This is a genomic window from Vibrio neptunius (assembly GCA_019339365.1).
Lineage (GTDB): Bacteria > Pseudomonadota > Gammaproteobacteria > Enterobacterales > Vibrionaceae > Vibrio > Vibrio neptunius.
Genome location: CP079860.1, coordinates 220,651 through 239,848 on the forward strand (window position 1 = coordinate 220,651; position 19,198 = coordinate 239,848).

Annotated in this window: 23 protein-coding genes and 3 pseudogenes; 23 read left to right on the forward strand and 3 right to left on the reverse strand. The window is 42.3% G+C overall.

The window, feature by feature from the left end; translation table 11 throughout:
• Positions 1 to 343 precede the first annotated feature (343 nt).
• The 18 genes and pseudogenes from KW548_17670 to KW548_17755 all read left to right on the forward strand — a co-directional run bounded on the left by KW548_17670 (position 344) and on the right by KW548_17755 (position 13,372).
• On the forward strand, positions 344 to 685 hold the full coding sequence (locus KW548_17670; protein ID QXX08940.1) for a hypothetical protein: 342 nt from the start codon (positions 344 to 346) through the stop codon (positions 683 to 685).
• Between the two features lie 4 nt (positions 686 to 689).
• Positions 690 to 1,112 (forward strand): hypothetical protein, encoded by a 423-nt coding sequence (locus KW548_17675; protein QXX08941.1) that lies wholly within the window; start codon positions 690 to 692, stop codon positions 1,110 to 1,112.
• Positions 1,113 to 1,307: 195 nt separating this feature from the next.
• Positions 1,308 to 1,541 (forward strand): hypothetical protein, encoded by a 234-nt coding sequence (locus tag KW548_17680; protein QXX08942.1) that lies wholly within the window; start codon positions 1,308 to 1,310, stop codon positions 1,539 to 1,541.
• A complete protein-coding gene (locus KW548_17685) occupies positions 1,542 to 2,030 on the forward strand; it encodes a hypothetical protein (protein QXX08943.1) in 489 nt (162 codons plus the stop codon).
• A 215-nt stretch (positions 2,031 to 2,245) separates the two neighbouring features.
• Positions 2,246 to 2,677 carry a toxin C-terminal domain-containing protein gene (locus KW548_17690; protein ID QXX08944.1) on the forward strand — a complete coding sequence of 144 codons (432 nt, stop codon included), beginning with the start codon at positions 2,246 to 2,248 and terminating at the stop codon, positions 2,675 to 2,677.
• 8 nt (positions 2,678 to 2,685) lie between these two features.
• The gene (locus KW548_17695; protein QXX08945.1) at positions 2,686 to 3,105 is read left to right on the forward strand and encodes a hypothetical protein; all 420 of its coding nucleotides are present in this window, start codon (positions 2,686 to 2,688) and stop codon (positions 3,103 to 3,105) included.
• Positions 3,106 to 3,795: 690 nt separating this feature from the next.
• Positions 3,796 to 4,533: a hypothetical protein gene (locus tag KW548_17700; protein ID QXX08946.1), complete on the forward strand. Its 738-nt coding sequence runs from the start codon at positions 3,796 to 3,798 to the stop codon at positions 4,531 to 4,533.
• 216 nt (positions 4,534 to 4,749) lie between these two features.
• Positions 4,750 to 4,998 (forward strand): HNH endonuclease, encoded by a 249-nt coding sequence (locus KW548_17705; protein QXX08947.1) that lies wholly within the window; start codon positions 4,750 to 4,752, stop codon positions 4,996 to 4,998.
• A gap of 17 nt (positions 4,999 to 5,015) precedes the next feature.
• Positions 5,016 to 5,489: an SMI1/KNR4 family protein gene (locus tag KW548_17710; GenBank protein ID QXX08948.1), complete on the forward strand. Its 474-nt coding sequence runs from the start codon at positions 5,016 to 5,018 to the stop codon at positions 5,487 to 5,489.
• Between the two features lie 525 nt (positions 5,490 to 6,014).
• Positions 6,015 to 6,632, forward strand: a complete 618-nt coding sequence (locus tag KW548_17715) for a hypothetical protein (protein QXX08949.1) — start codon at positions 6,015 to 6,017, stop codon at positions 6,630 to 6,632.
• Positions 6,632 to 7,030, forward strand: coding sequence for a barstar family protein (locus KW548_17720; protein QXX08950.1), 399 nt, complete (start codon positions 6,632 to 6,634; stop codon positions 7,028 to 7,030). Before KW548_17715 ends, KW548_17720 begins: the two co-directional genes overlap by 1 nt.
• A gap of 530 nt (positions 7,031 to 7,560) precedes the next feature.
• Complete coding sequence (locus KW548_17725) at positions 7,561 to 8,781, forward strand: hypothetical protein (GenBank protein QXX08951.1); 1,221 nt, start codon at positions 7,561 to 7,563, stop codon at positions 8,779 to 8,781.
• A gap of 4 nt (positions 8,782 to 8,785) precedes the next feature.
• Positions 8,786 to 9,457, forward strand: a complete 672-nt coding sequence (locus KW548_17730; protein ID QXX08952.1) for a DUF1851 domain-containing protein — start codon at positions 8,786 to 8,788, stop codon at positions 9,455 to 9,457.
• A gap of 61 nt (positions 9,458 to 9,518) precedes the next feature.
• Entirely contained in the window at positions 9,519 to 10,190 is a 672-nt protein-coding gene (locus KW548_17735) for a DUF1851 domain-containing protein (protein QXX09451.1), read from the forward strand.
• A 61-nt stretch (positions 10,191 to 10,251) separates the two neighbouring features.
• Positions 10,252 to 10,923, forward strand: a complete 672-nt coding sequence (locus KW548_17740; protein ID QXX08953.1) for a DUF1851 domain-containing protein — start codon at positions 10,252 to 10,254, stop codon at positions 10,921 to 10,923.
• A 61-nt stretch (positions 10,924 to 10,984) separates the two neighbouring features.
• Positions 10,985 to 11,656, forward strand: a complete 672-nt coding sequence (locus tag KW548_17745; GenBank protein ID QXX09452.1) for a DUF1851 domain-containing protein — start codon at positions 10,985 to 10,987, stop codon at positions 11,654 to 11,656.
• Positions 11,657 to 11,717: 61 nt separating this feature from the next.
• Positions 11,718 to 12,388, forward strand: a pseudogene (locus tag KW548_17750) (DUF1851 domain-containing protein).
• 315 nt (positions 12,389 to 12,703) lie between these two features.
• On the forward strand, positions 12,704 to 13,372 hold the full coding sequence (locus tag KW548_17755) for an NYN domain-containing protein (GenBank protein ID QXX08954.1): 669 nt from the start codon (positions 12,704 to 12,706) through the stop codon (positions 13,370 to 13,372).
• Between the two features lie 200 nt (positions 13,373 to 13,572).
• On the opposite strand, the pseudogene KW548_17760 reads toward KW548_17755, so the two are convergent.
• Positions 13,573 to 14,160: pseudogene (locus KW548_17760) on the reverse strand (hypothetical protein).
• Between the two features lie 141 nt (positions 14,161 to 14,301).
• Between KW548_17760 and KW548_17765 the strand changes: the two are divergent.
• The 5 genes and pseudogenes from KW548_17765 (at position 14,302) to KW548_17785 (ending at position 16,356) form a co-directional block, all read left to right on the forward strand.
• A pseudogene (locus tag KW548_17765) lies at positions 14,302 to 14,525 on the forward strand (DUF1851 domain-containing protein).
• A 241-nt stretch (positions 14,526 to 14,766) separates the two neighbouring features.
• Positions 14,767 to 15,153 carry a hypothetical protein gene (locus KW548_17770; protein ID QXX08955.1) on the forward strand — a complete coding sequence of 129 codons (387 nt, stop codon included), beginning with the start codon at positions 14,767 to 14,769 and terminating at the stop codon, positions 15,151 to 15,153.
• Positions 15,122 to 15,442, forward strand: coding sequence for a hypothetical protein (locus KW548_17775; GenBank protein ID QXX08956.1), 321 nt, complete (start codon positions 15,122 to 15,124; stop codon positions 15,440 to 15,442). Before KW548_17770 ends, KW548_17775 begins: the two co-directional genes overlap by 32 nt.
• A gap of 330 nt (positions 15,443 to 15,772) precedes the next feature.
• Entirely contained in the window at positions 15,773 to 15,952 is a 180-nt protein-coding gene (locus tag KW548_17780; protein QXX08957.1) for a hypothetical protein, read from the forward strand.
• Positions 15,946 to 16,356: a hypothetical protein gene (locus tag KW548_17785; protein QXX08958.1), complete on the forward strand. Its 411-nt coding sequence runs from the start codon at positions 15,946 to 15,948 to the stop codon at positions 16,354 to 16,356. Before KW548_17780 ends, KW548_17785 begins: the two co-directional genes overlap by 7 nt.
• A 304-nt stretch (positions 16,357 to 16,660) precedes the next feature.
• Here the strand turns inward: KW548_17785 and KW548_17790 are convergent, their stop codons facing one another.
• Entirely contained in the window at positions 16,661 to 16,861 is a 201-nt protein-coding gene (locus tag KW548_17790; protein ID QXX08959.1) for a restriction endonuclease subunit S, read from the reverse strand.
• 80 nt (positions 16,862 to 16,941) lie between these two features.
• Complete coding sequence (locus tag KW548_17795) at positions 16,942 to 18,858, reverse strand: methyl-accepting chemotaxis protein (protein ID QXX08960.1); 1,917 nt, start codon at positions 18,856 to 18,858, stop codon at positions 16,942 to 16,944.
• Positions 18,859 to 19,198 lie beyond the last annotated feature (340 nt).

Consider the following 19,198-nt stretch of genomic DNA (forward strand, 5'->3'; position numbering starts at 1 on the left):
GGCTTAATGAGCACTTTGGTGAAAATATAACGAAGAAGGATTAGAGTAGAGCCCTAGAAGGTATGAACAAGGTGGAAGTAAATTAAGGACAGGCACTAAATTGCAGCGGTAAGACGATATTTGGTGACATCGAGTTAGATCCCCTTACTCGCAATCTAGCCGCAGCGAGTATATTTCTGGGCCCCGTTGCAAAAGCAGCGGTTAAAACGACTAAAGTAGCGGTTACGGTAGCAAGACATTCCAATCAAGCCGCTGATTTACTTACTGCGAGCTCGAAAGTCCATGATGCCACTAAAGCGACAGATGCAGCGCTGGGTGGTGTTACAAAGTTAACAGGGAACAGTTGGAAGTTAACCCTCAAAGAGATTTAGACTTGAGGGGGACTGGCGCCACATTCAGGGATGCCTTGGACGAAGCATTCAAAAGAACGGGTGTTCCTCGCGACCAGTTTAAGGTAACAAAGTGGGGGCGTGATCAAAATAGAAAAAGTGTACCAGTTGAATACTCGGGGCTAGGAGGAGCCAATGTAAATATGGACATTCCGCAGTGGAACAATGTCAAACCTATATGGTTCTATTGGGGCTTGCCCGCACCAACCACACATTGGTTATCAAACTCCTGGAAAAGGAAGCAGCAGAGTTCGAGGCCATATTTTTACGATTACATCCCAGCAACAAGAAGGTAAGACCATGAGCAACGCTGACGAAATAGTTAATGTAGGTAAGGAGCTGGGTATAAAATGTTCTCTACTGGCAGAGGTAGAAGGCAAGGCTTTAGTATCGAAGGTTTTAGACAAGTTTGAGCCATTTAAAGTTACTGGACATCTTGCAATAGATCGAGACTCTATCTCGATACCACTGGAAGGAAACGAGTTCTCTTATTCAGAAAGGTTGGATAATGAAGATGCTTTTATCTTTTTTGATCAAGAGGGTGACGATAGAAAACGCGTCGTACACATAGAAGGTGCAAGGACAATATGTAGAATAATGGATAACTCATTTGGAATGGAATATTTTTTATCTAATAAGAATGCTACATATCTTGTTGCGGTTAATTGGTACACGATAGAAGTGGCCGGTACATTGTCAGATAGATTTGCTGATTTAGTTTAGTGTTGCAAAGAGAAGGTGAATTAAGGACAGGCACTAAATTGCACTTCGGTAGCAAGACATTCCGATGAAGCCGCTGATTTACTTACTGCGAGCTCGAAAGTCCATGATGCGACTAAAGAGACAGATGCAGCGCTGGGTGGTGTTGCAAAGTATGCACCTACAGCTAAGCACAGTAAAGGCGGCTGGGGAACAGAAATGGATCTTAGTGATGATGTGGCTCAGGATGTTTTAAACCACTCGCTCCAAGGTGGAAAGCAGAAGTATGGATATCATGATGGAAAGCTCTACGAGTTTCAGCCAGATAACCAAGGTGGATGGCATGGTTATCCAATAAAAGGTACAGAGGCTCCACCATCCGTATTAAAAGAAATGAAAAAACGTGGCGACTTTGGTAACGCTGAATACAAAAAATTGATTAAGGGTAAGTAAATGTACAAATTCAATTTTGAAATTCACCCAGCTACGGAACTTGAACCGACAGCAAGCTTATTCTACCTATCAATAAGCCTTATTAATCACACGATGGGTGAAGATATAAACCTAGCCAAGCTAGTTCTTGAAAAGATTGATCAGCTAGACTGGTTTGCAGAAAATGAAGCCGCAATTAGGAATGATAAATGGCCAGACATTTGTAATGATGCTTATTCAGTGGCAATGGGGATAAACCAATTCTATGATCGGGTTGACCCTGATAGTTGTTCAGATGAAATAGAAAAAATGTATAAATATAGAGCCAGCCATGCACTTAGATTTGCGTTTAGAGGCCAAGATCTGCCTGATATAGTAATTGCGGCAAATAGTAGTGGGCATGAAGTTTCATGTGCTGAAGATGCGTCGACTTACAAGTATGATGTCGATATAAATAGTCTGTTTGATGAGGTTGATAACGGTAAGAAAAAGCTTGAGCGACTTATCTGACAGCTCTAACTCTGTAATCAATAGATGTTACAAACAAGACAACCATCGGCAGATGGATGTCACCAGATGAATTGGCAAAAATGCAAAAGACAGGAAAGGTTCAAGAGAGCTACACAGGAACTACCCATGTAGCGAATCCTGAGTAAATTAAGCAGGTAAATTAAGGACAGGCACTAGACTGCATTGCTCGCAATCTAGCCGCAGCGAGTATATTTTTGGGCCCCGTTGCAAAAGCAGCGGTTAAAACGACTAAAGTAGCGGTTACGGTAGCAAGACATTCCGATGAAGCCGTTGATTTACTTACTGCGAGCTCGAAAGTCCATGATGCAACTAAAGCGACAGATGCCGCGTTGGGTGGTGCAAACAGACTAGCTAAACCTGGTGAAGTCTTTTACAAAACAACAAAAGAAGCTACGGAAGCTGCCAAGAAACTTGGTTTTGAGAAAACAAAGTTCAAAATTCACAATGAAACAGTTTTTTATAACAAAAAGAAGAAGTTATATATCTCTCGAGATGTCGGTAGCGGTGATGGCAATGGGGCGCATAATGGTGGTGTCTGGAAAATGGCAAAGTCTGTTAAGGAGTTAGGCAGCAAAAAGACGCGCTTAGGTACTTATGATGCAGACCTTAATAAAATCGGAGACTAAGAAGCATAATGATTATTAGTGATTTAATTAGTAGATTACATGAGTTGGATAATAACTTGTGCATGAAGGCAAAAGTCGGATCAGTATCAAATGATGCTATGTTCGTTGATATGTTTGGCAATAGTAATGGTCTTCCAACAATGCATTTGTCCGACGAAAAACCATTACCATCAGTTAAAAAATGCAAAACATTATTAAAAGAATTAGACATATGGTTTAAAGAAAGTACTAATCATAAACCTGAGTCCAATGTTTACTTAGTGGTCAGCTATGATTATAACGATGGAAGTTATGATTTTAGATATTTTAAGTTAGTAAATGTATTTCAAGACAACGAGCAAATCTTCTTGATTGGAAATGAGCAAGAGTGTGAGAGTTTAAGAGAGCACTTCGAAGCATTTGATGAAAATATGTTAGACCCTGATTAGGCTAATACTAGCCCCATTCGGGGCTTTTTCATTGCACACAATCCCTTACGTTTATAAAAGGTTATTAGGTTGCGTGTCTTGAAAGTAAATTAAGGACAGGCACTAAACTGCAGCTCAGTAGGATGACAAGAGCTTTGCTTTGGCTCGGTAGAAGCAGGTTGTTGCTATAACTGTAAATTGTAATTGGTGGTACTCTGGTTCTGGAGGGCCAACACTATGGCCAGAGCAAATGAGCATTCTTGCCAAGCTGAATTTGGAATGTACATTTGATATATACTGCTTCGAATAACAAAGCCCGCACTCGCGGGCTTTTTACATAAATGAAGAACAGGCACCGATTTGAAAGGACTCTAATTATTATCTAGAAATATAGAAAAATCCCACCACATCAGAGTAAATTAAGGACAGGCACTAAATTGCAGCGGTAAGACGATATTTGGTGACATCGAGTTAGATCCCCTTGCTCGCAATCTAGCCGCAGCGAGTATATTTCTGGGCCCCGTTGCAAAAGCAGCGGTTAAAACGACTAAAGTAGCGGTTACGGTAGTAAGACATTCCGATGAAGCCGCTGATTTACTTACTGCGAGCTCGAAAGTCCATGATGCCACTAAAGCGACAGATGCAGCGCTGGGTGGTGTTACAAAGTTAACAGGGAACAGTTGGAAGTTTAACCCTCAAAGAGATTTAGACTTGAGGGGGACTGGCGCCACATTCAGGGATGCCTTGGACGAAGCATTCAAAAGAACGGGTGTTCCTCGCGACCAGTTTAAGGTAACAAAGTGGGGGCGTGATCAAAATGGAAAAAGTGTACCAGTTGAATACTCGGGGCTAGGAGGAGCCAATGTAAATATGGACATTCCGCAGTGGAACAATGTCAAACCTAATGGTTCTATTGGGGCTGGCCCGCACCAACCACACATTGGTTATCAAACTCCTGGAAAAGGAAGCAGCAGAGTTCGAGACCATATTTTTACGATTACATCCCAGCAACAAGAAGGTAAGGCCATGAGCAACGCTGACGAAATAGTTAATGTAGGTAAGGAGCTGGGTATAAAATGTTCTCTACTGGCAGAGGTAGAAGGCAAGGCTTTAGTATCGAAGGTTTTAGACAAGTTTGAGCCATTTAAAGTTACTGGACATCTTGCAATAGATCGAGACTCTATCTCGATACCACTGGAAGGAAACGAGTTCTCTTATTCAGAAAGGTTGGATAATGAAGATGCTTTTATCTTTTTTGATCAAGAGGGTGACGATAGAAAACGCGTCGTACACATAGAAGATGCAAGGACAATATGTAGAATAATGGAAAACTCATTTGGAATGGAATATTTTTTATCTAATAAGAATGCTACATATCTTGTTGCGGTTAATTGGTACACGATAGAAGTGGCCGGTACATTGTCAGATAGATTTGCTGATTTAGTTTAGTGTTGCAAAGAGAAGGTGAATTAAGGACAGGCACTAAATTGCACTTCGGTAGCAAGACATTCCGATGAAGCCGCTGATTTACTTACTGCGAGCTCGAAAGTCCATGATGCGACTAAAGCGACAGATGCAGCGCTGGGTGGTGTTGACAATATCCCACTTATTAACGGAAGGAAGCCAATCAATAGCAAGTATGCGGGTAAGACCCATCCTTCAGGGGTGAAGTTTAATGAACAGGGTTTCCCTGACTTTTCACCCTATTCTAAGGCGCAGGTTGATATTAAAGGATTGACTGGTAATTACGCTAAAGACGCAGCGATGGCCAATAAGGCTGTAGGCTTAAAAAGCACCCCCGATGGGTATGTTTGGCATCACGTTGAAAACGCAAAAACGATGCAACTCATACCTAAAGATATACATAACGCAGTTCGTCACACTGGCGGGGCTGAGGTATTACGTAATCAGTAAATGCTGGAGTTATCTTAATGAGCGTAAAATTCTCTAAACCAAAAACTATTGAGCTAAAAGACATAGACATTTTTGCTCAGATTCTAGGCTGTTCTATACCTGATGACTTGAAAAAGTTTTTTGTAGAATTCAATGGTTCGAAACCTGAGACAAATACTTTCACTATCAGCCAAGATAATATGTCGGGAGTTAATGAATTGATTCCTATCGCCAAAGCTTTGGAAGAGCGTAAATACTTGGATCATGTCGGGGAAAGAGCCTTTCCGGTAGCAGTGGCTGAAGGCGGTAACTATGTTGTCATTGACCTTGACCAAGGTCAGTCAGTTTATTTTTGGGATCACGAAGAGCCACAAAATATGATCAAGTTGGCAAATAACATTCACGAATTTTTAGATGCCTTAGTTCCGTTTGACCCAAATAGTGTCGAGCTAAAAGAAGGGCAAGTTGAGTCAGCATGGATTGACCCAGACTTTTTAAAAAGCTTGAAGTAAATTAAGGACAGGCACTAAATTGCAGCTCAGTAGGATGATAAGAGCTTTGCTTTGGCTCGGTAGAAGCAGGTTGTTTCTATAACTGTAAATTGTAATTGGTGGTCCTCTGGTTCTGGAGGGCCACCACTATGGCCAGAGCAAATGAGCATTCTTGCTAAGCTGAATTTGGAATGTACATTTGATATATACTGCTTCGAATAACAAAGCCCGCACTCGCGGGCTTTTTAACATAAATAAAGAACAGGCACCGATTTGAAAGGACTCTAAGTATTGCCTAGAAATATAGAATAACCCCACTATATCAACAGTAAAAATATAGCATTCAAATCTCAATCGCTAATACCAGTCGTCATTTTTGTTATAACTGATTGAATAAACGAGAAATAAGACGTTATAATCCCTCCCCTCTCTGGCTACCGATAAGAGAGGAAATCATAAAGCTATTAAATTAAGGACAGGCACTAAATTGCCGCAAACTTTGCCCACGGTTTTATTGGCTCTTACATCGATTATACTCAAAATGCGTTGGGGGGTATTCTTGACACCGACTTTACTTTAATCGAAGCACTAGAGCTGACAATGGACTTTGTGCCCGTTGTGAGTAACCTTAAAGCCGCGTATGAGTTTAGTACTGGTAAGACGATATTTGGTAACGTCAAGTTAGAGCCCCTTGAACGCAATCTAGCCGCAGCGAGTATATTTTTGGGCCCCGTTGCAAAAGCAGCGGTTAAAACGACTAAAGTAGCGGTTACGGTAGCAAGACATTCCGATGAAGCCGCTGATTTACTTACTGCGAGCTCGAAAGTTCATGATGCCACTAAAGCGACAGATGCAGCGCTGAATGTTACAAAGGGTGGAGGGAGAAAACTTCCATTTACAGATAATGATCGCCTGACTGAGATCAATAAGACGTTAGACCGTATTGATACTAATGGACCATTCCCGCATAAAAGAGATGGTATTACTTTCAAAAATAGGGAAGGTAAGTTGCCAGAAGGGAATTATAAAGAGTACACTGTTGATACCCTAGGAGCTTCAAATAGAGGGGCTCGTCGAATAGTAAGAGACCAAGACACTGGTAATACTTACTACACCGATGATCATTATGAAAACTTTATTCAAATTGATCCGAAAAAGTATTGATGGTTAATTTATCTGACTTAAAAAGAGTTTCATGGCAGTGCGTTAACTTTACACTGCCTGACAAATCTTCAGTTTTAAAAAATGTACTTGCTAGAGAAGGGTTCTTGGTAAGGGAGCTGGACTCGTCTTTAATAAAAGATGATGAAAGCTTGTTTTCAAGTGTCTCTAATGCCTTAGGCTTTCCTGATTATTTTGGTAGTAATTGGGATGCCATGGATGAGTGTTTAAGTGAGTTGGACCTTTCTTCATATTCTGGTGTTGTTTTGTTTTTTGACAGTTCTTCAGATTTATGGAGGGATGCAACTTATTCAGCCGGTAAGTTTTTATCTGTATGGCAAAGTGCAGCTGAGATATGGGGAACCGAAGGGAAGCCTTTCCACCTGTGCTTTGTCATTTAATCTAATTCAAAGCCCGCACTAGCGGGCTTTTTAATGCGCAGCTTGCTGGATCACTGTATCTAACATCTCCATCACAAACTGCTGCTTCGCTCTTGGTAGCTGCCTAATATGTTCGATCTGCTACTCAGGAAATTGAGAGCATAAATGAAGAACAGGCACAGATTTGCAAGGACTCTAAGCATTGCCTATAAATATAGAATAACCCAAACACATCAACAGTAAGAATATAGCATTCAAATCTCAATCGCTAATAGCAGTCGTCATTATTGTTATAACTGATTGAATAAACGGGAAATAAGACGTTATAATCCCTCCTCTCTCTGGCTAGCGATAAGAGAGAAAATCATAAAGCAGGTCACAATCGACCTTTCGCCTATTTTTCAGCCCCAAATCACCTTCCATTTCACCAATCTTCTTGTTAGATCGCCTAAACCACTAGTTTTATTAACCTTTTTCAATTGGTTAAATTGTAATCAACAAATTAAACCGTACAATCGTTAGTATCATTTACGCGTTGAAGGAGGTCTCAGTTGACTCGCATTATTGATATGCACCAACTCACTGTCAGCCATATTGACCAAATCGTTCACCCGTCGAGACTGCAATACTATGACCGGCGTCATCGTAGGATAGACAAAGACCGCAAGGTACTTCTGGCTGATTATTTGCACTGGGGAGATGGTGTGATCGACGCTTTTGGCAATGTATCAAATGATCTCCCCTCAAGTCTTGAATTCAAGCTCAAAAGCCTTCTTGGTATTCCTCTATACGTGGGAATGACATCAAAACCCTTACGCCGCTTGGAGGAACTTGAGGGCGCCCCACCGCCGCCACCGCCTTTTATGTCTGTTCTAGATTACGAAAAGAAATATGGCCCCGTAAAATATGGGCAGTATCCAGACAAGAGGAAATCTAGGGTTTATTCCGAAAGCACCCGTAAAACGCTATCCGGCCCAACGCTGGAAGACATCGCCGCTGACCCCAGCTTACAAGGCATTCAACCGGTTAATATTGACCCAGTTTCCATGGCAGTTGAAGGCATTGTAGATATGTTGGATGCTGGAAAAAGCTTTACCAATAACCCAACCTTAGGCGGTGTGGCGTCCATAGCCGTATCAGCGATCCCCGGCAGATATGCAGAGAAAATCGTCGATGAGCTGCCACTGAAAAAACTCGATAACGCGATGGCGAAATCGCTGCGTACCATGAAGCGATTTAAAGTCCCCTGCTTTAAGCCAGGACCAGATATTAAAAAGAGTTTCAAAGGAAGAGAGCGCGAATTGGAAAGCCATTTCGCTCGTCAATTGAAACATCAGGAAGCGGGCCTCAATGATCTAACGGTCGGCGAGTACATTGAAAACCGTAACCGCTACGAAAAAATGAGGCGTGCGAAAACAGGTATGGCTCAAGAGAGTTTTAGAATTGACTTTTCAGAAGACCTAAAGACTTCTCTCTATAAAAGCTACAAACTTAATATGACAAATAGGGAAGCTAAAAGATCAGCGAGTAAACGTACGCTAGAAATAATGGATAACCTAGCCTCTTTGCATGACCCTGATATGATAGCTGGCGGTAAAGATAAGGTGAACCGGATGGGTAATAAACGGGTAAACGCCTCTATAGGGGCACAATGGCGTCATAAATCACGCCTAACTCAGATGGATGAACAGGCACAACGCGCTTTGGAAACATTAGGGCCAGAGGCAAAAATGAATGTCTCGCTGAAACGCTGCCCATTAAGTGGAAAATAACAATATGCATGACGAAGATTTTGAAATGTTTTTGGAAGAGTTTGGCGATCCCACCACGTATGTTCAGGCCATAGACCAACACATTGAAGCTTATCGGGGCATACTTCCTGACCAGTTGCTGAAGTATTGGCAAATGGTCGGATTCTCTGGCTTTAAGGATGGTCTATTTTGGATCACTAATCCCGCCGAGTTTGAAGATGTGCTTGAGTCTTTCCTCAAGGACACAGAGTTTGCCGATTATGACAACTACCATGTCATCGCGCGAAATGCTTATGGCGAACTTTATCTGTGGGGAATAAATACTGGACACTCATTGACAATAAAGCCGTCATTAAACTGGATAAAAACGAGTATTGGTGATGAAAATGAAATTCAGAGCGGGCGAGCTAATGCTGCGATACAGAGTTTTTTCGGTATTAAAGAGCCCAAAGATGTGGATATCATTAGCAACTCAATCCCCTTGTTCCCATCGGTGCTCAAAACGTATGGCCCAGTGGGTAAAGATGAGGTCATGGTATTTACCCCTTACCTATTTATGGGCGGTAAAAAATCCGTTGATGCGATGGCCAAAGAGAATCTGCAGGTGTTCTTACACATCATGGCTGATTTAGGCGGTGCCGAAGTCATCGATATGGCCGCTATGGTCAGCAACGTCATCAAGCATTATGAGGGTTAGCCAATGTCGTTAAGCCCACACCCAAATAAATGAACCGGATTGCAAAATGGACGTCAGCCAGATGAATGATGAATACTTAGCGTTGTTCCTGTCAAAATTTGGTAGCCCGACAGAAGTTGTCGTCGCCACCTCAGAGCAAATAGAGCGCTATCGTGGGATCTTACCCGATAAATTACTGGAATATTGGCAACAGATGGGTTTTTCGGGGTTTCAAGATGGCCTATTTTGGATCACTAATCCCGCTGAGTTTGAAGATGTGCTTGAGTCCTTCCTCAAGGGCACAGAGTTTGCCGATTATGACAACTACCATGTGATCGCGCGCAATTGCTATGGTCAACTCTTTTTGTGGGGAGAGCGCACTGGCGCGTCACTAGATATAGCCCCCCACTTAAATTGGATACTGACAGACCAGGGGAACGAAAGTGAGATTGCTAAAGGCGAGGCTAATAGTGCCATTCAAAGCTTTTTCGGTTTTCAAAATCTAGAATATATAGACTTAAACGCCAGTTCAAAGCCCCTCTTCCCATCTGTACTTAAAACGTATGGCCCAGTGGGTAAAGACGAGGTCATGGTATTTACCCCTTACCTATTTATGGGGGGCAAAAAATCCGTTGATGCGATGGCCAAAGAGAATCTGCAGGTGTTCTTACACATCATGGCTGATTTAGGCGGTGCCGAAATCATTGATATGGCCGCTATGGTCAGCAACGTCATCAAGCATTATGAAGGTTAACCAATGTCGTTAAGCCCACACCCAAATAAATAAGCCCGATTGCAAAATGGACGTCAGCCAGATGAACGATGAATACTTAGAGTTTTTCCTGTCAAAATTTGGTAGCCCGACAGAAGTTGTCGTCGCCACCTCAGAGCAAATAGAGAGCTATCGTGGGATCTTACCCGATAGATTGCTGGAATATTGGCAACAGATGGGTTTTTCGGGGTTTCAAGATGGCCTATTTTGGATTACCAATCCCGCTGAGTTTGAAGATGTGCTTGAGTCCTTCCTCAAGGACACAGAGTTTGCCGATTATGACGACTACCATGTCATCGCACGAAGTGCCTATGGAGAGCTCTATCTATGGGGTGAGAGAACCGGAGATTCGCTGAATATTGTTCCTCATCTTAACTGGATTAAAACGCGAAAAGGAAAAGAACGAGATATTAAAATTGGTAAATCTGACTTTTCTGTACAACGCCTGTTCGCTGTTTTATCACCTAGTTCAGCAGACATTGAAAGTGGTGAAACACTTATGTTTCCTTCCGTTTATCAAAAACATGGCCCAGTGGGTAAAGACGAAGTCATGGTATTTACCCCTTACCTATTTATGGGGGGCGAAAAATCCGTTGATGCGATGGCCAAAGAGAATCTGCAGGTGTTCTTACACATCATGGCTGATTTAGGCGGTGCCGAAGTCATTGATATGGCCGCTATGGTCAGCAACGTCATCAAGCATTATGAGGGTTAGCCAATATCGTTAAGCCCACACCCAAATAAATGAACCGGATTGCAAAATGGACGTCAGCCAGATGAATGATGAATACTTAGCGTTTTTCCTGTCAAAATTTGGTAGCCCGACAGAAGTTGTCGTCGCCACCACAGAGCAAATAGAGAGCTATCGCGGGATCTTACCCGATAGATTGCTGGAATATTGGCAACAGATGGGTTTTTCGGGGTTTCAAGATGGCCTATTTTGGATCACTAATCCCGCCGAGTTTGAAGATGTGCTTGAGTCCTTCCTCAAGGGCACAGAGTTTGCCGATTATGACAACTACCATGTCATCGCGCGAAATGCTTATGGTGATCTCTACCTTTGGGGAGAACGAACTGGTGAATCACTTGAAATCCTGCCTGCACTAAATTGGATTATTATTGGCGAAGGGGATGAAAACCAAATATCGCAAGGTTCTGAGAATGCTGTTATAGAGAGGTTTTTTGGTTTTCAAGAGGTTGATGATGTAGATATGGATACTGAATCAATACCCCTCTTCCCATCTGTACTCAAAACGTATGGCCCAGTGGGTAAAGATGAGGTCATGGTCTTTACCCCTTACCTATTTATGGGCGGTAAAAAATCCGTTGATGCGATGGCCAAAGAGGATCTGCAGGTGTTCTTACACATCATGGCTGATTTAGGCGGTGCCGAAGTCATTGATATGGCCGCTATGGTCAGCAACGTCATCAAGCATTATGAGGGTTAGCCAATATCGTTAAGCCCACACCCAAATAAATGAACCGGATTGCAAAATGGACGTCAGCCAGATGAATGATGAATACTTAGCGTTGTTCCTGTCAAAATTTGGTAGCCCGACAGAAGTTGTCGTCGCCACCTCAGAGCAAATAGAGCGCTATCGTGGGATCTTACCCGATAGATTGCTGGAATATTGGCAACAGATGGGTTTTTCGGGGTTTCAAGATGGTCTATTTTGGATCACTAATCCCGCTGAGTTTGAAGATGTACTTGAGTCTTTCCTCAAGGACACAGAGTTTGCCGATTCTGACAACTACCATGTGATCGCGCGCAATTGCTATGGTCAACTCTATTTGTGGGGAGAGCGCACTGGCGCGTCACTAGAGATAGCCCCTCACTTAAATTGGATACTGACAAACCAGGGGAACGAAAGTGAGATTGCTAAAGGCGAGGCTAATAGTGCCATTCAAAGCTTTTTCGGTTTTCAAGATCAAGAGTATAAAGACATAAAAGCCAGTTCAAAGCCCCTCTTCCCATCTGTACTTAAAACGTATGGCCCAGTGGGTAAAGATGAGGTCATGGTATTTACCCCTTACCTATTTATGGGGGTAAAAAATCCGTTGATGCGATGGCCAAAGAGAATTTGCAGGTGTTCTTACACATCATGGCTGATTTAGGCGGTGCCGAAGTCATCGATATGGCCTCTATGGTCAGCAACGTCATCAAGCATTATGAAGGTTAGCCAATGTCGTCCAGCTCGCACTAAGTGGTTTTTTTGGCTTTCTGTGATGAGCTTTCTGATATCGTAGGTGGGTAATTATCATGATTTTTAAAGAAAGTGTCCACAATGTATACTATCGAACCTGTCCAACAGACTCGTTCTAGCACTCACTCTAAGTGCGTCGCATAATGATGGATATTGATTGACTCTGAGGACGATAAGTCCTATTGTTGAATCACAACTTCCCTCCTTCGGGCGAGATTAAATTCGACACTCGATGCGAGGCCCTATTCTAAAAGCCGCCTATATGGCGGCTTTTTTATACATCAACCACTAATGAAAACAATCGTATACGTTGACGGCTTTAACTTCTATTACGGCTTACTACGTCATTCTCCGTACAAGTGGCTAGACTTGGTCAAACTCTTTGAACAAGAGCTGCTGCCTATGCACGACCCCAATATTGAGCTAATTAAAGTTAAACTTTTCACTGCTCCTGTTCTAACTAAGTTTGCAACAAACAAGACTCAAGCACAGAACTCTCAAGATCGCTATTGGAGAGCAATGCAGACTTTGCACCCAGATAGATTCGAGTTAATTAAAGGGCACTATCAAGCAGCGTATCAAAACGCTATCGAGTATCTTAGTCCCCCAGATAAAGAGAAACGGGTGGGCATCTGGAAGTTAGAAGAGAAGTTAACCGATGTGCAGATGGCATTAGATTTATATCGTGATGCAGTCCGAGAAGAGTGCGAGCAGGTCGTTATTGCAAGCAATGACTCTGACATGGAACCTGCGGCAAAACTTATCAAAGCGGACACCAATATTCCAGTCGGAATCATCCTTCCTAGGCTTCCAAATGATCAGCGACCAACCAGTAAATATCTCAGGGATATTACTGACTGGAACATTAATGCTGTGACACATGATCAGTTAGAAAGATGCTTGCTACCTGACAAAATTCCAACCCGTAAAAAACCAATCGCTAAGCCAGATTACTGGTAATCTAATAGCGGCTCACACACCAACGTTACAAAACCTTAAACATATGCGTAAATGTTTAAGTTTCTGGAACGTCTGTAACTGTACCTCAAACGCCCAACATCAAGGCTAAGCTCAGTACCCTTCTCGCTCTTGGCTTTGTCGACCGTGACCGGCTTATCTGACTTAATCCGCAGTTCGACTTCGGATTTTGCCTCGTTCTTCTAACTAGCGTTCATTGCATGATATGAACTAAGCTCACTCAATCTGACGTTGCAGTCAGTTTGCTCAAAGCCCATAAAGGTCTCGGAATAAATCAAATCAGCAGAGAGTGGTTTTCCCTTTTTGACAAGATGATGGTAGGAATCACCACGGCATCTCACTTTTCTTCCGTTGTCTTCAACAACGACATATGCCCCCGGTGTCCCTCTTCCGATAGTCACTAACCCTGATGATAGTACGGGCAGGTCATAGACTACCTGAACATTTCGTTCAAAATACCTATCGACAGCAGAAAATGCCACGGTAAGTATCATCCAAGAAAACAAAGCCACATCTGTTGCTGATAGTTTTTGATATCATCGAATTTTCAATGGTTTATAAAATTTAAATTCACTCGTTTCTATCTGTTGTTTGTTATTCTTTTTGCGCTTTATGGGTAGTACAAGTAAAAGCGAGCAAACTGCAGCCCCAGAAAGAACAAACATGACGGCAGAATATATATAACTGTGTGTTATCCCAAAATTGATATCAGCAAGAAGTAAGCAACAGACGACAAATAATACACCGTTCAATACTAACGAAACTACCAAACCCTAATCTCCTGACTCTTAGTTGACTTTCATGCTATCAAATCGAGAAGAGTCCGACCTCAATACATTCATTAAACCGATGTCTTACGCAAACTAATAGATCACATTGGACTACAGGCCGCTTAAAAAGGACAGGCTTACAAGCCCTCCTTGTTCCCATCTGTACTCAAAACCTATGGCCCAGTGGGTAAAGATGAGGTCATGGTATTTACCCCTTACCTATTTATGGGGGCGAAAAATCCGTTGATGCGATGGCCAAAGAGAACCTACAGGTGTTCTTGCACATCATGGCTGATTTAGGCGGTGCCGAAGTCATCGATATGGCCGCTATGGTCAGCAACGTCATCAAGCATTATGAAGGTTAACCAATGTCGTTAAGCCCACACCCAAATAAATGATTCATCGATCGTCAGGGGGCATTAAGGACATGCACCTTAATCTAAAAAATGAAATAATACGAACAAGTGGTTTTCATCGCCCTCGGAAATAAATAATACTTATTTATCAATTTTAATTTTTGTCCTGAGATTTATCTATTCCATTAGTTAAAAAACCCCGTTATAGTATTTTTTGATTTAACACTTTAGGACTATGAGACTCAGGTCAATGAGAGATAATACTTACACATCAAGCCCTTTTATTCTCTTACTGTTACTAACCGTTGTTTCTGCTCTTATGTATGCGTTGGGGATGGTAGCAAGCATTAGCGAACAAGTAATAGGTTTTTTAGCCTCATTAACTAATTACCCCATTGTAATCACATTATTTTTGTCTTTCAAAAGTGTCGATCTATTAGGTAGAAACGTAAGGAAAGTGTTAGCTGTCTGGTTTGTTTTAATTACTATTTTGGAAGGGCTGTATCCTGTATTTTTGTATGCAAATCAAGAAATACCTAGTGATTACTATACATTATTATCACTACAAATTTTGTTAAACTTATATATTGCAAAGGTAATTACAGATGAGCGCAACTTTATTAAAGGAAGTCAGTAAGTCATCTCCTCTTACTACTTTATTATTGCTAATGAACAAAAGAGTGGATAATAAAGAGAGTTCCAATCGAATTTACAAAGATATCTATCCTATTCCTAACGACTCTTTAGCTAAAGGATATGCATTCGAATCAGAAGAGATTCAGGGAATTGTTCGAATTCTCGAGCGATTGCCAGCTTGGGGGGCTAAAAGGGAAAACTTTAGAAAAATGTACCTAAAGAATGAATACACACTAAGAAAGCTTCCTAGAGATCCTGCTGTTTTTAATGGCCAAGGCTATTGGCATTGAAAAACTTAAGTCGAATGCCCTAAAAATCAAAGACCTCGAATCACGCGAGGCCTATTAGTATGCCAAGGGAGCTTTTAAAGGACAGGCGTTACAAGCCCTGTACTGCACCTACTACTCTGATGATACATTAGTCTTCTCAACAGACTGGCTACCCACATTGCTGGTACTATCCGCTATACTAAATGCGAGGTGTCGCGCTACTAACCGACATAATACTAGCAAATTGACATACGGCTAAAAAGTAGGCATGATCAACACGTAGCAGCTGCCTAGTTACTACGTGATTCATAGCTCCAAGTGAGTATAAGTTTTATAAGGGAGGTTCTAGCTATGGCTACTACTTCATTTGATAAGAACTTCGTTGTGACTGATGAAGTGGCTATCGCAAAGTTTAAAAACGCAGCGAAAAACCCACGCAAGATCAGTGTCAAGAAACGCGACTATGAGTCTGATAAAGAAAAAGGTATTCAGCGATTAGTACAGAAGTTATCAAACTCAGCGACTTGTTAGAAGCTGTTGGTACAGAAGGTTGCCAACGGCTTTTCTCTGATTTTTCTTGCCCCAAAAATCCAGATCTAGAAATCTTTCTAAAAACTAAATCCATACGATTCGAGCAAAGCGACAATTCTCGCACTTATCTAATACTCGATAGTGAAAGCGCTGATATTCTCGCCTATTTTTCGATATCCTTTAAAGAAGTCTCTCTGACACAAGCCGAACTGTCTAAGAATCAAGTAAAAAAACTAGATGGCATTAATAAACACTCGGAGAGCGTTAGAGCTTATCTTATTGGGCAAATCGGTAAAAATTTTACTATTCCGCAAAATCCAATATCTCTACCCGACATTTTAGAAGAGGTTTATGCCATTATCGAAGCGGCTCAAGCATTAGTTGGGGGAGAGCCATCATACTAGAATGCGGTAAAGTGGATAAGCTTATTGATATATATCGAGATAACGGTTTTTATGTATTGATTCAGAATGATGAAGAGCACTTAGTTACTATGTATACCTACATAACCGACTAAAGTCCTTGTGTTAGACTAACTTGCTCCAGAACACTTGTCCGAAGCGCTATCAAAAAACCCTATCGCCACTTTAAAAAACTGAGAGCTCTGCCGCCACTTCATCGCCACTACGGTTATATGGGCAATTAAAAAGGCCGGAATTCCGGCCTTTTAAATCAATAATATCAGTAACTTAGAAAAATATCTTTTACTTAATGAATTGGCTTATCGGTTTTTGAATAGAACTTGCCGAAGTACTGTTCTAGGATTTCTGGAGTCAACTCACCCGCTTCTTCGAGCTTTTTCAGTTCTGCCGCGATGGCTTTTTGTTCTTCAAGTGATGGCAGGGCTACTTCAGGCTCATCACTCATTTCCTGTGACATTTGCTCCAGCTCTTTTTCAAAATCACTCATGCTATTACTTACCTAATCAATATAAAAACTGGGGCTAAGTTTACCCACTTAACCCCAGTTATTCTAGTTTACGAATGGTTTTATAGCTTAAAGCTTCCTACCATACGATCCAGACGTTCGGACAACTCTTTCAGATCAGAACTCGCGGCCGCCAGTTCTTCTGCTGTGCTGGTTGTCACTTCATTGATGGCGTTGATCTCTTCGATATTTTGGTTGATGGTATGCACAACCGTTGATTGCTCTTCTGTCGCCGTCGCCACCTGAGTATTACGGTCAGAAATGTCGTGGATGCGCTCGGAAATACTCACCAACACGCCAACCGCTTCATCTGATGATGATACCCCTTCATGAGTGACTGACTTACCCGCTTCCATCGCCGTTACCGCATCTTTGGCATCACTTTGTAGCTGGTTGATCATCTTCTGGATCTCTTCCGTCGAATCTGCGGTTCGACTCGCCAAGTTTCGTACTTCATCCGCGACTACAGCAAAACCACGCCCCTGCTCTCCGGCTCGCGCCGCTTCAATGGCTGCGTTGAGTGCAAGTAGGTTGGTTTGTTCGGAGATATCACGGATAACATCCAGAATCGAGCCGATTTCCTGTGTGGTCGATGCCAGTTGCTCAACGACTTGACCGGTATTCTCTATGTCCGTAGCCAAACGACTGATCGCATCTTTGGCCTTATTGACAACATCTTGACCAACTTGGGTGTTATCAGAGGCTTGATTCGCCGTTTCTGCGGCAGTGGCCGCATTCGATGCAATCTCGCTGATCGTTGCGCCCATTTGGTTAATCGCCGCGACGACTTGAATGGTTTGGTCGCGCTGAATTTGGCTGTTATCGTGTGTCGTGTTGGCTTTTTGGGAAACACTGTCAGAGGCGGTTTGTAGCGCGCCACTGGTTGACGCCACTTCTTTCATCGACTCATGAATTTTCTCAATGAAGCCGTTAAAACCTTCAGAAAGCTGGCCAATCTCATCGCTGCTCTTCACTTCAATACGTTGTGAAAGGTCACCGTCGCCTCGGCCAAGATCGGTAAAGCGTGCTGCGATCGACCTGATAGGACGAGCAATGCTGTTTGCCAAAAATAGCCCCATAAAGATAAACAAAGCCGCGACCACTAATGTCGTAATGGTCATTTGCTTCGCTACCTGATTTAAATCGGAGAAGACTTCATTGACAGGAGCAACACCAATCACAAACCAATCCATGGAAGGGATGTACAAGCTTGATACGAACACTTGTTCACCGTCGTAGCTGGCTTCAATCAGGTTGAAATCCGATTTATTGAGAAGTTTGGAAGCGTCGCTGCCATAGAGCTGAGAGAGCGTCGAACTGGACTTATCTTTCTCACGATGGATCTGAACTTGCCCTTGAGAATCAGTCAGAAAGACAAAACCTGTGTCTTCGATTTGAAAACCATTCAGCATCCTGACCATATCATCCATCGACTTAGATAGGCCCGACATACTTAGCCCATTAACAAACTGGAAGTTGGCGAACATTTTCACTTCCCCTGTCGACTCTTGGAACATGCTCACCATGGTGCGCTGATTCGAGCGCGTAAAACCAAAGAACCAACCATCTTGTTGTTGGGTCAATTGGCGTAAAAAGCCGTTTTGGTTCCAGTAATACGCCGTTTCACGGTTCGCAACGGAAGCATCATTCAAATTGTATTGGTTACGAACGTTATTCAGTTCTTTGACCAACTTGGCTTCAACTTGAGGATCGATGTTGGTCGTGCTGATCGCATCTTTGATAAATTCATTGTTTGCGATCTGCTCCGCAGCTCGCAGTAGCTGAGTCACATCATAGTCAATTTGTCCCTTGATCTGGTCTAGCATCGAGGGTAATTCTATATCTACCAGCCTATGCTCCAGAACTTCGCGTGCCTGACGCTGTGCCATCACCCCAACAATAATTGTTGAAGCAAGAACAGCAAAGGTAATACCCGCAACAACCTTTTGCTTAATACTGATCGCGTTTAGTTTCATCATTCGCGTTGCCTTCTAGCGCTTTGTCATTATGAAAATTCATCATCGCCACAGATTGACTGGCTCCGGAGAGGGCCAAACCAAGCTCAATAGTGACGCATCTATCTATATCGGATGTAAATTACATTTCTTTACTGAATAATTCATCAATTTCGTACTGATTTGCAAACCAATTTTTCGATATTGAACACTTGCATGAGGAGTCAAAATCCCCATATTGTAAATAACTGAATAATAGCACTTATATTGCACTGCTGTGTTGATGAGTAAATCAGCAACCAAACCGCAATAAAGTCAAAATGGATGAACTTTTTCACGGCTTAAACCACTAAGTGAAAAAGTG

Bases quoted from the DNA above. Each gene is read 5' to 3' on its own strand.
- KW548_17685 (QXX08943.1), top strand. From the start codon at position 1,542: ATGTACAAATTCAATTTTGAAATTCACCCAGCTACGGAACTTGAACCG.
- KW548_17710 (QXX08948.1), top strand. From the start codon at position 5,016: ATGAGCGTAAAATTCTCTAAACCAAAAACTATTGAGCTAAAAGACATA.
- KW548_17770 (QXX08955.1), top strand. From the start codon at position 14,767: ATGAGAGATAATACTTACACATCAAGCCCTTTTATTCTCTTACTGTTA.
- KW548_17675 (QXX08941.1), top strand. From the start codon at position 690: ATGAGCAACGCTGACGAAATAGTTAATGTAGGTAAGGAGCTGGGTATA.
- KW548_17720 (QXX08950.1), top strand. From the start codon at position 6,632: ATGGTTAATTTATCTGACTTAAAAAGAGTTTCATGGCAGTGCGTTAAC.
- KW548_17730 (QXX08952.1), top strand. From the start codon at position 8,786: ATGCATGACGAAGATTTTGAAATGTTTTTGGAAGAGTTTGGCGATCCC.
- KW548_17790 (QXX08959.1), bottom strand. From the start codon at position 16,861: ATGAGTGATTTTGAAAAAGAGCTGGAGCAAATGTCACAGGAAATGAGT.
- KW548_17795 (QXX08960.1), bottom strand. From the start codon at position 18,858: ATGATGAAACTAAACGCGATCAGTATTAAGCAAAAGGTTGTTGCGGGT.
- KW548_17680 (QXX08942.1), top strand. From the start codon at position 1,308: ATGGATCTTAGTGATGATGTGGCTCAGGATGTTTTAAACCACTCGCTC.
- KW548_17755 (QXX08954.1), top strand. From the start codon at position 12,704: ATGAAAACAATCGTATACGTTGACGGCTTTAACTTCTATTACGGCTTA.
- KW548_17695 (QXX08945.1), top strand. From the start codon at position 2,686: ATGATTATTAGTGATTTAATTAGTAGATTACATGAGTTGGATAATAAC.
- KW548_17745 (QXX09452.1), top strand. From the start codon at position 10,985: ATGAATGATGAATACTTAGCGTTTTTCCTGTCAAAATTTGGTAGCCCG.
- KW548_17735 (QXX09451.1), top strand. From the start codon at position 9,519: ATGAATGATGAATACTTAGCGTTGTTCCTGTCAAAATTTGGTAGCCCG.
- KW548_17740 (QXX08953.1), top strand. From the start codon at position 10,252: ATGAACGATGAATACTTAGAGTTTTTCCTGTCAAAATTTGGTAGCCCG.
- KW548_17780 (QXX08957.1), top strand. From the start codon at position 15,773: ATGGCTACTACTTCATTTGATAAGAACTTCGTTGTGACTGATGAAGTG.
- KW548_17775 (QXX08956.1), top strand. From the start codon at position 15,122: ATGAGCGCAACTTTATTAAAGGAAGTCAGTAAGTCATCTCCTCTTACT.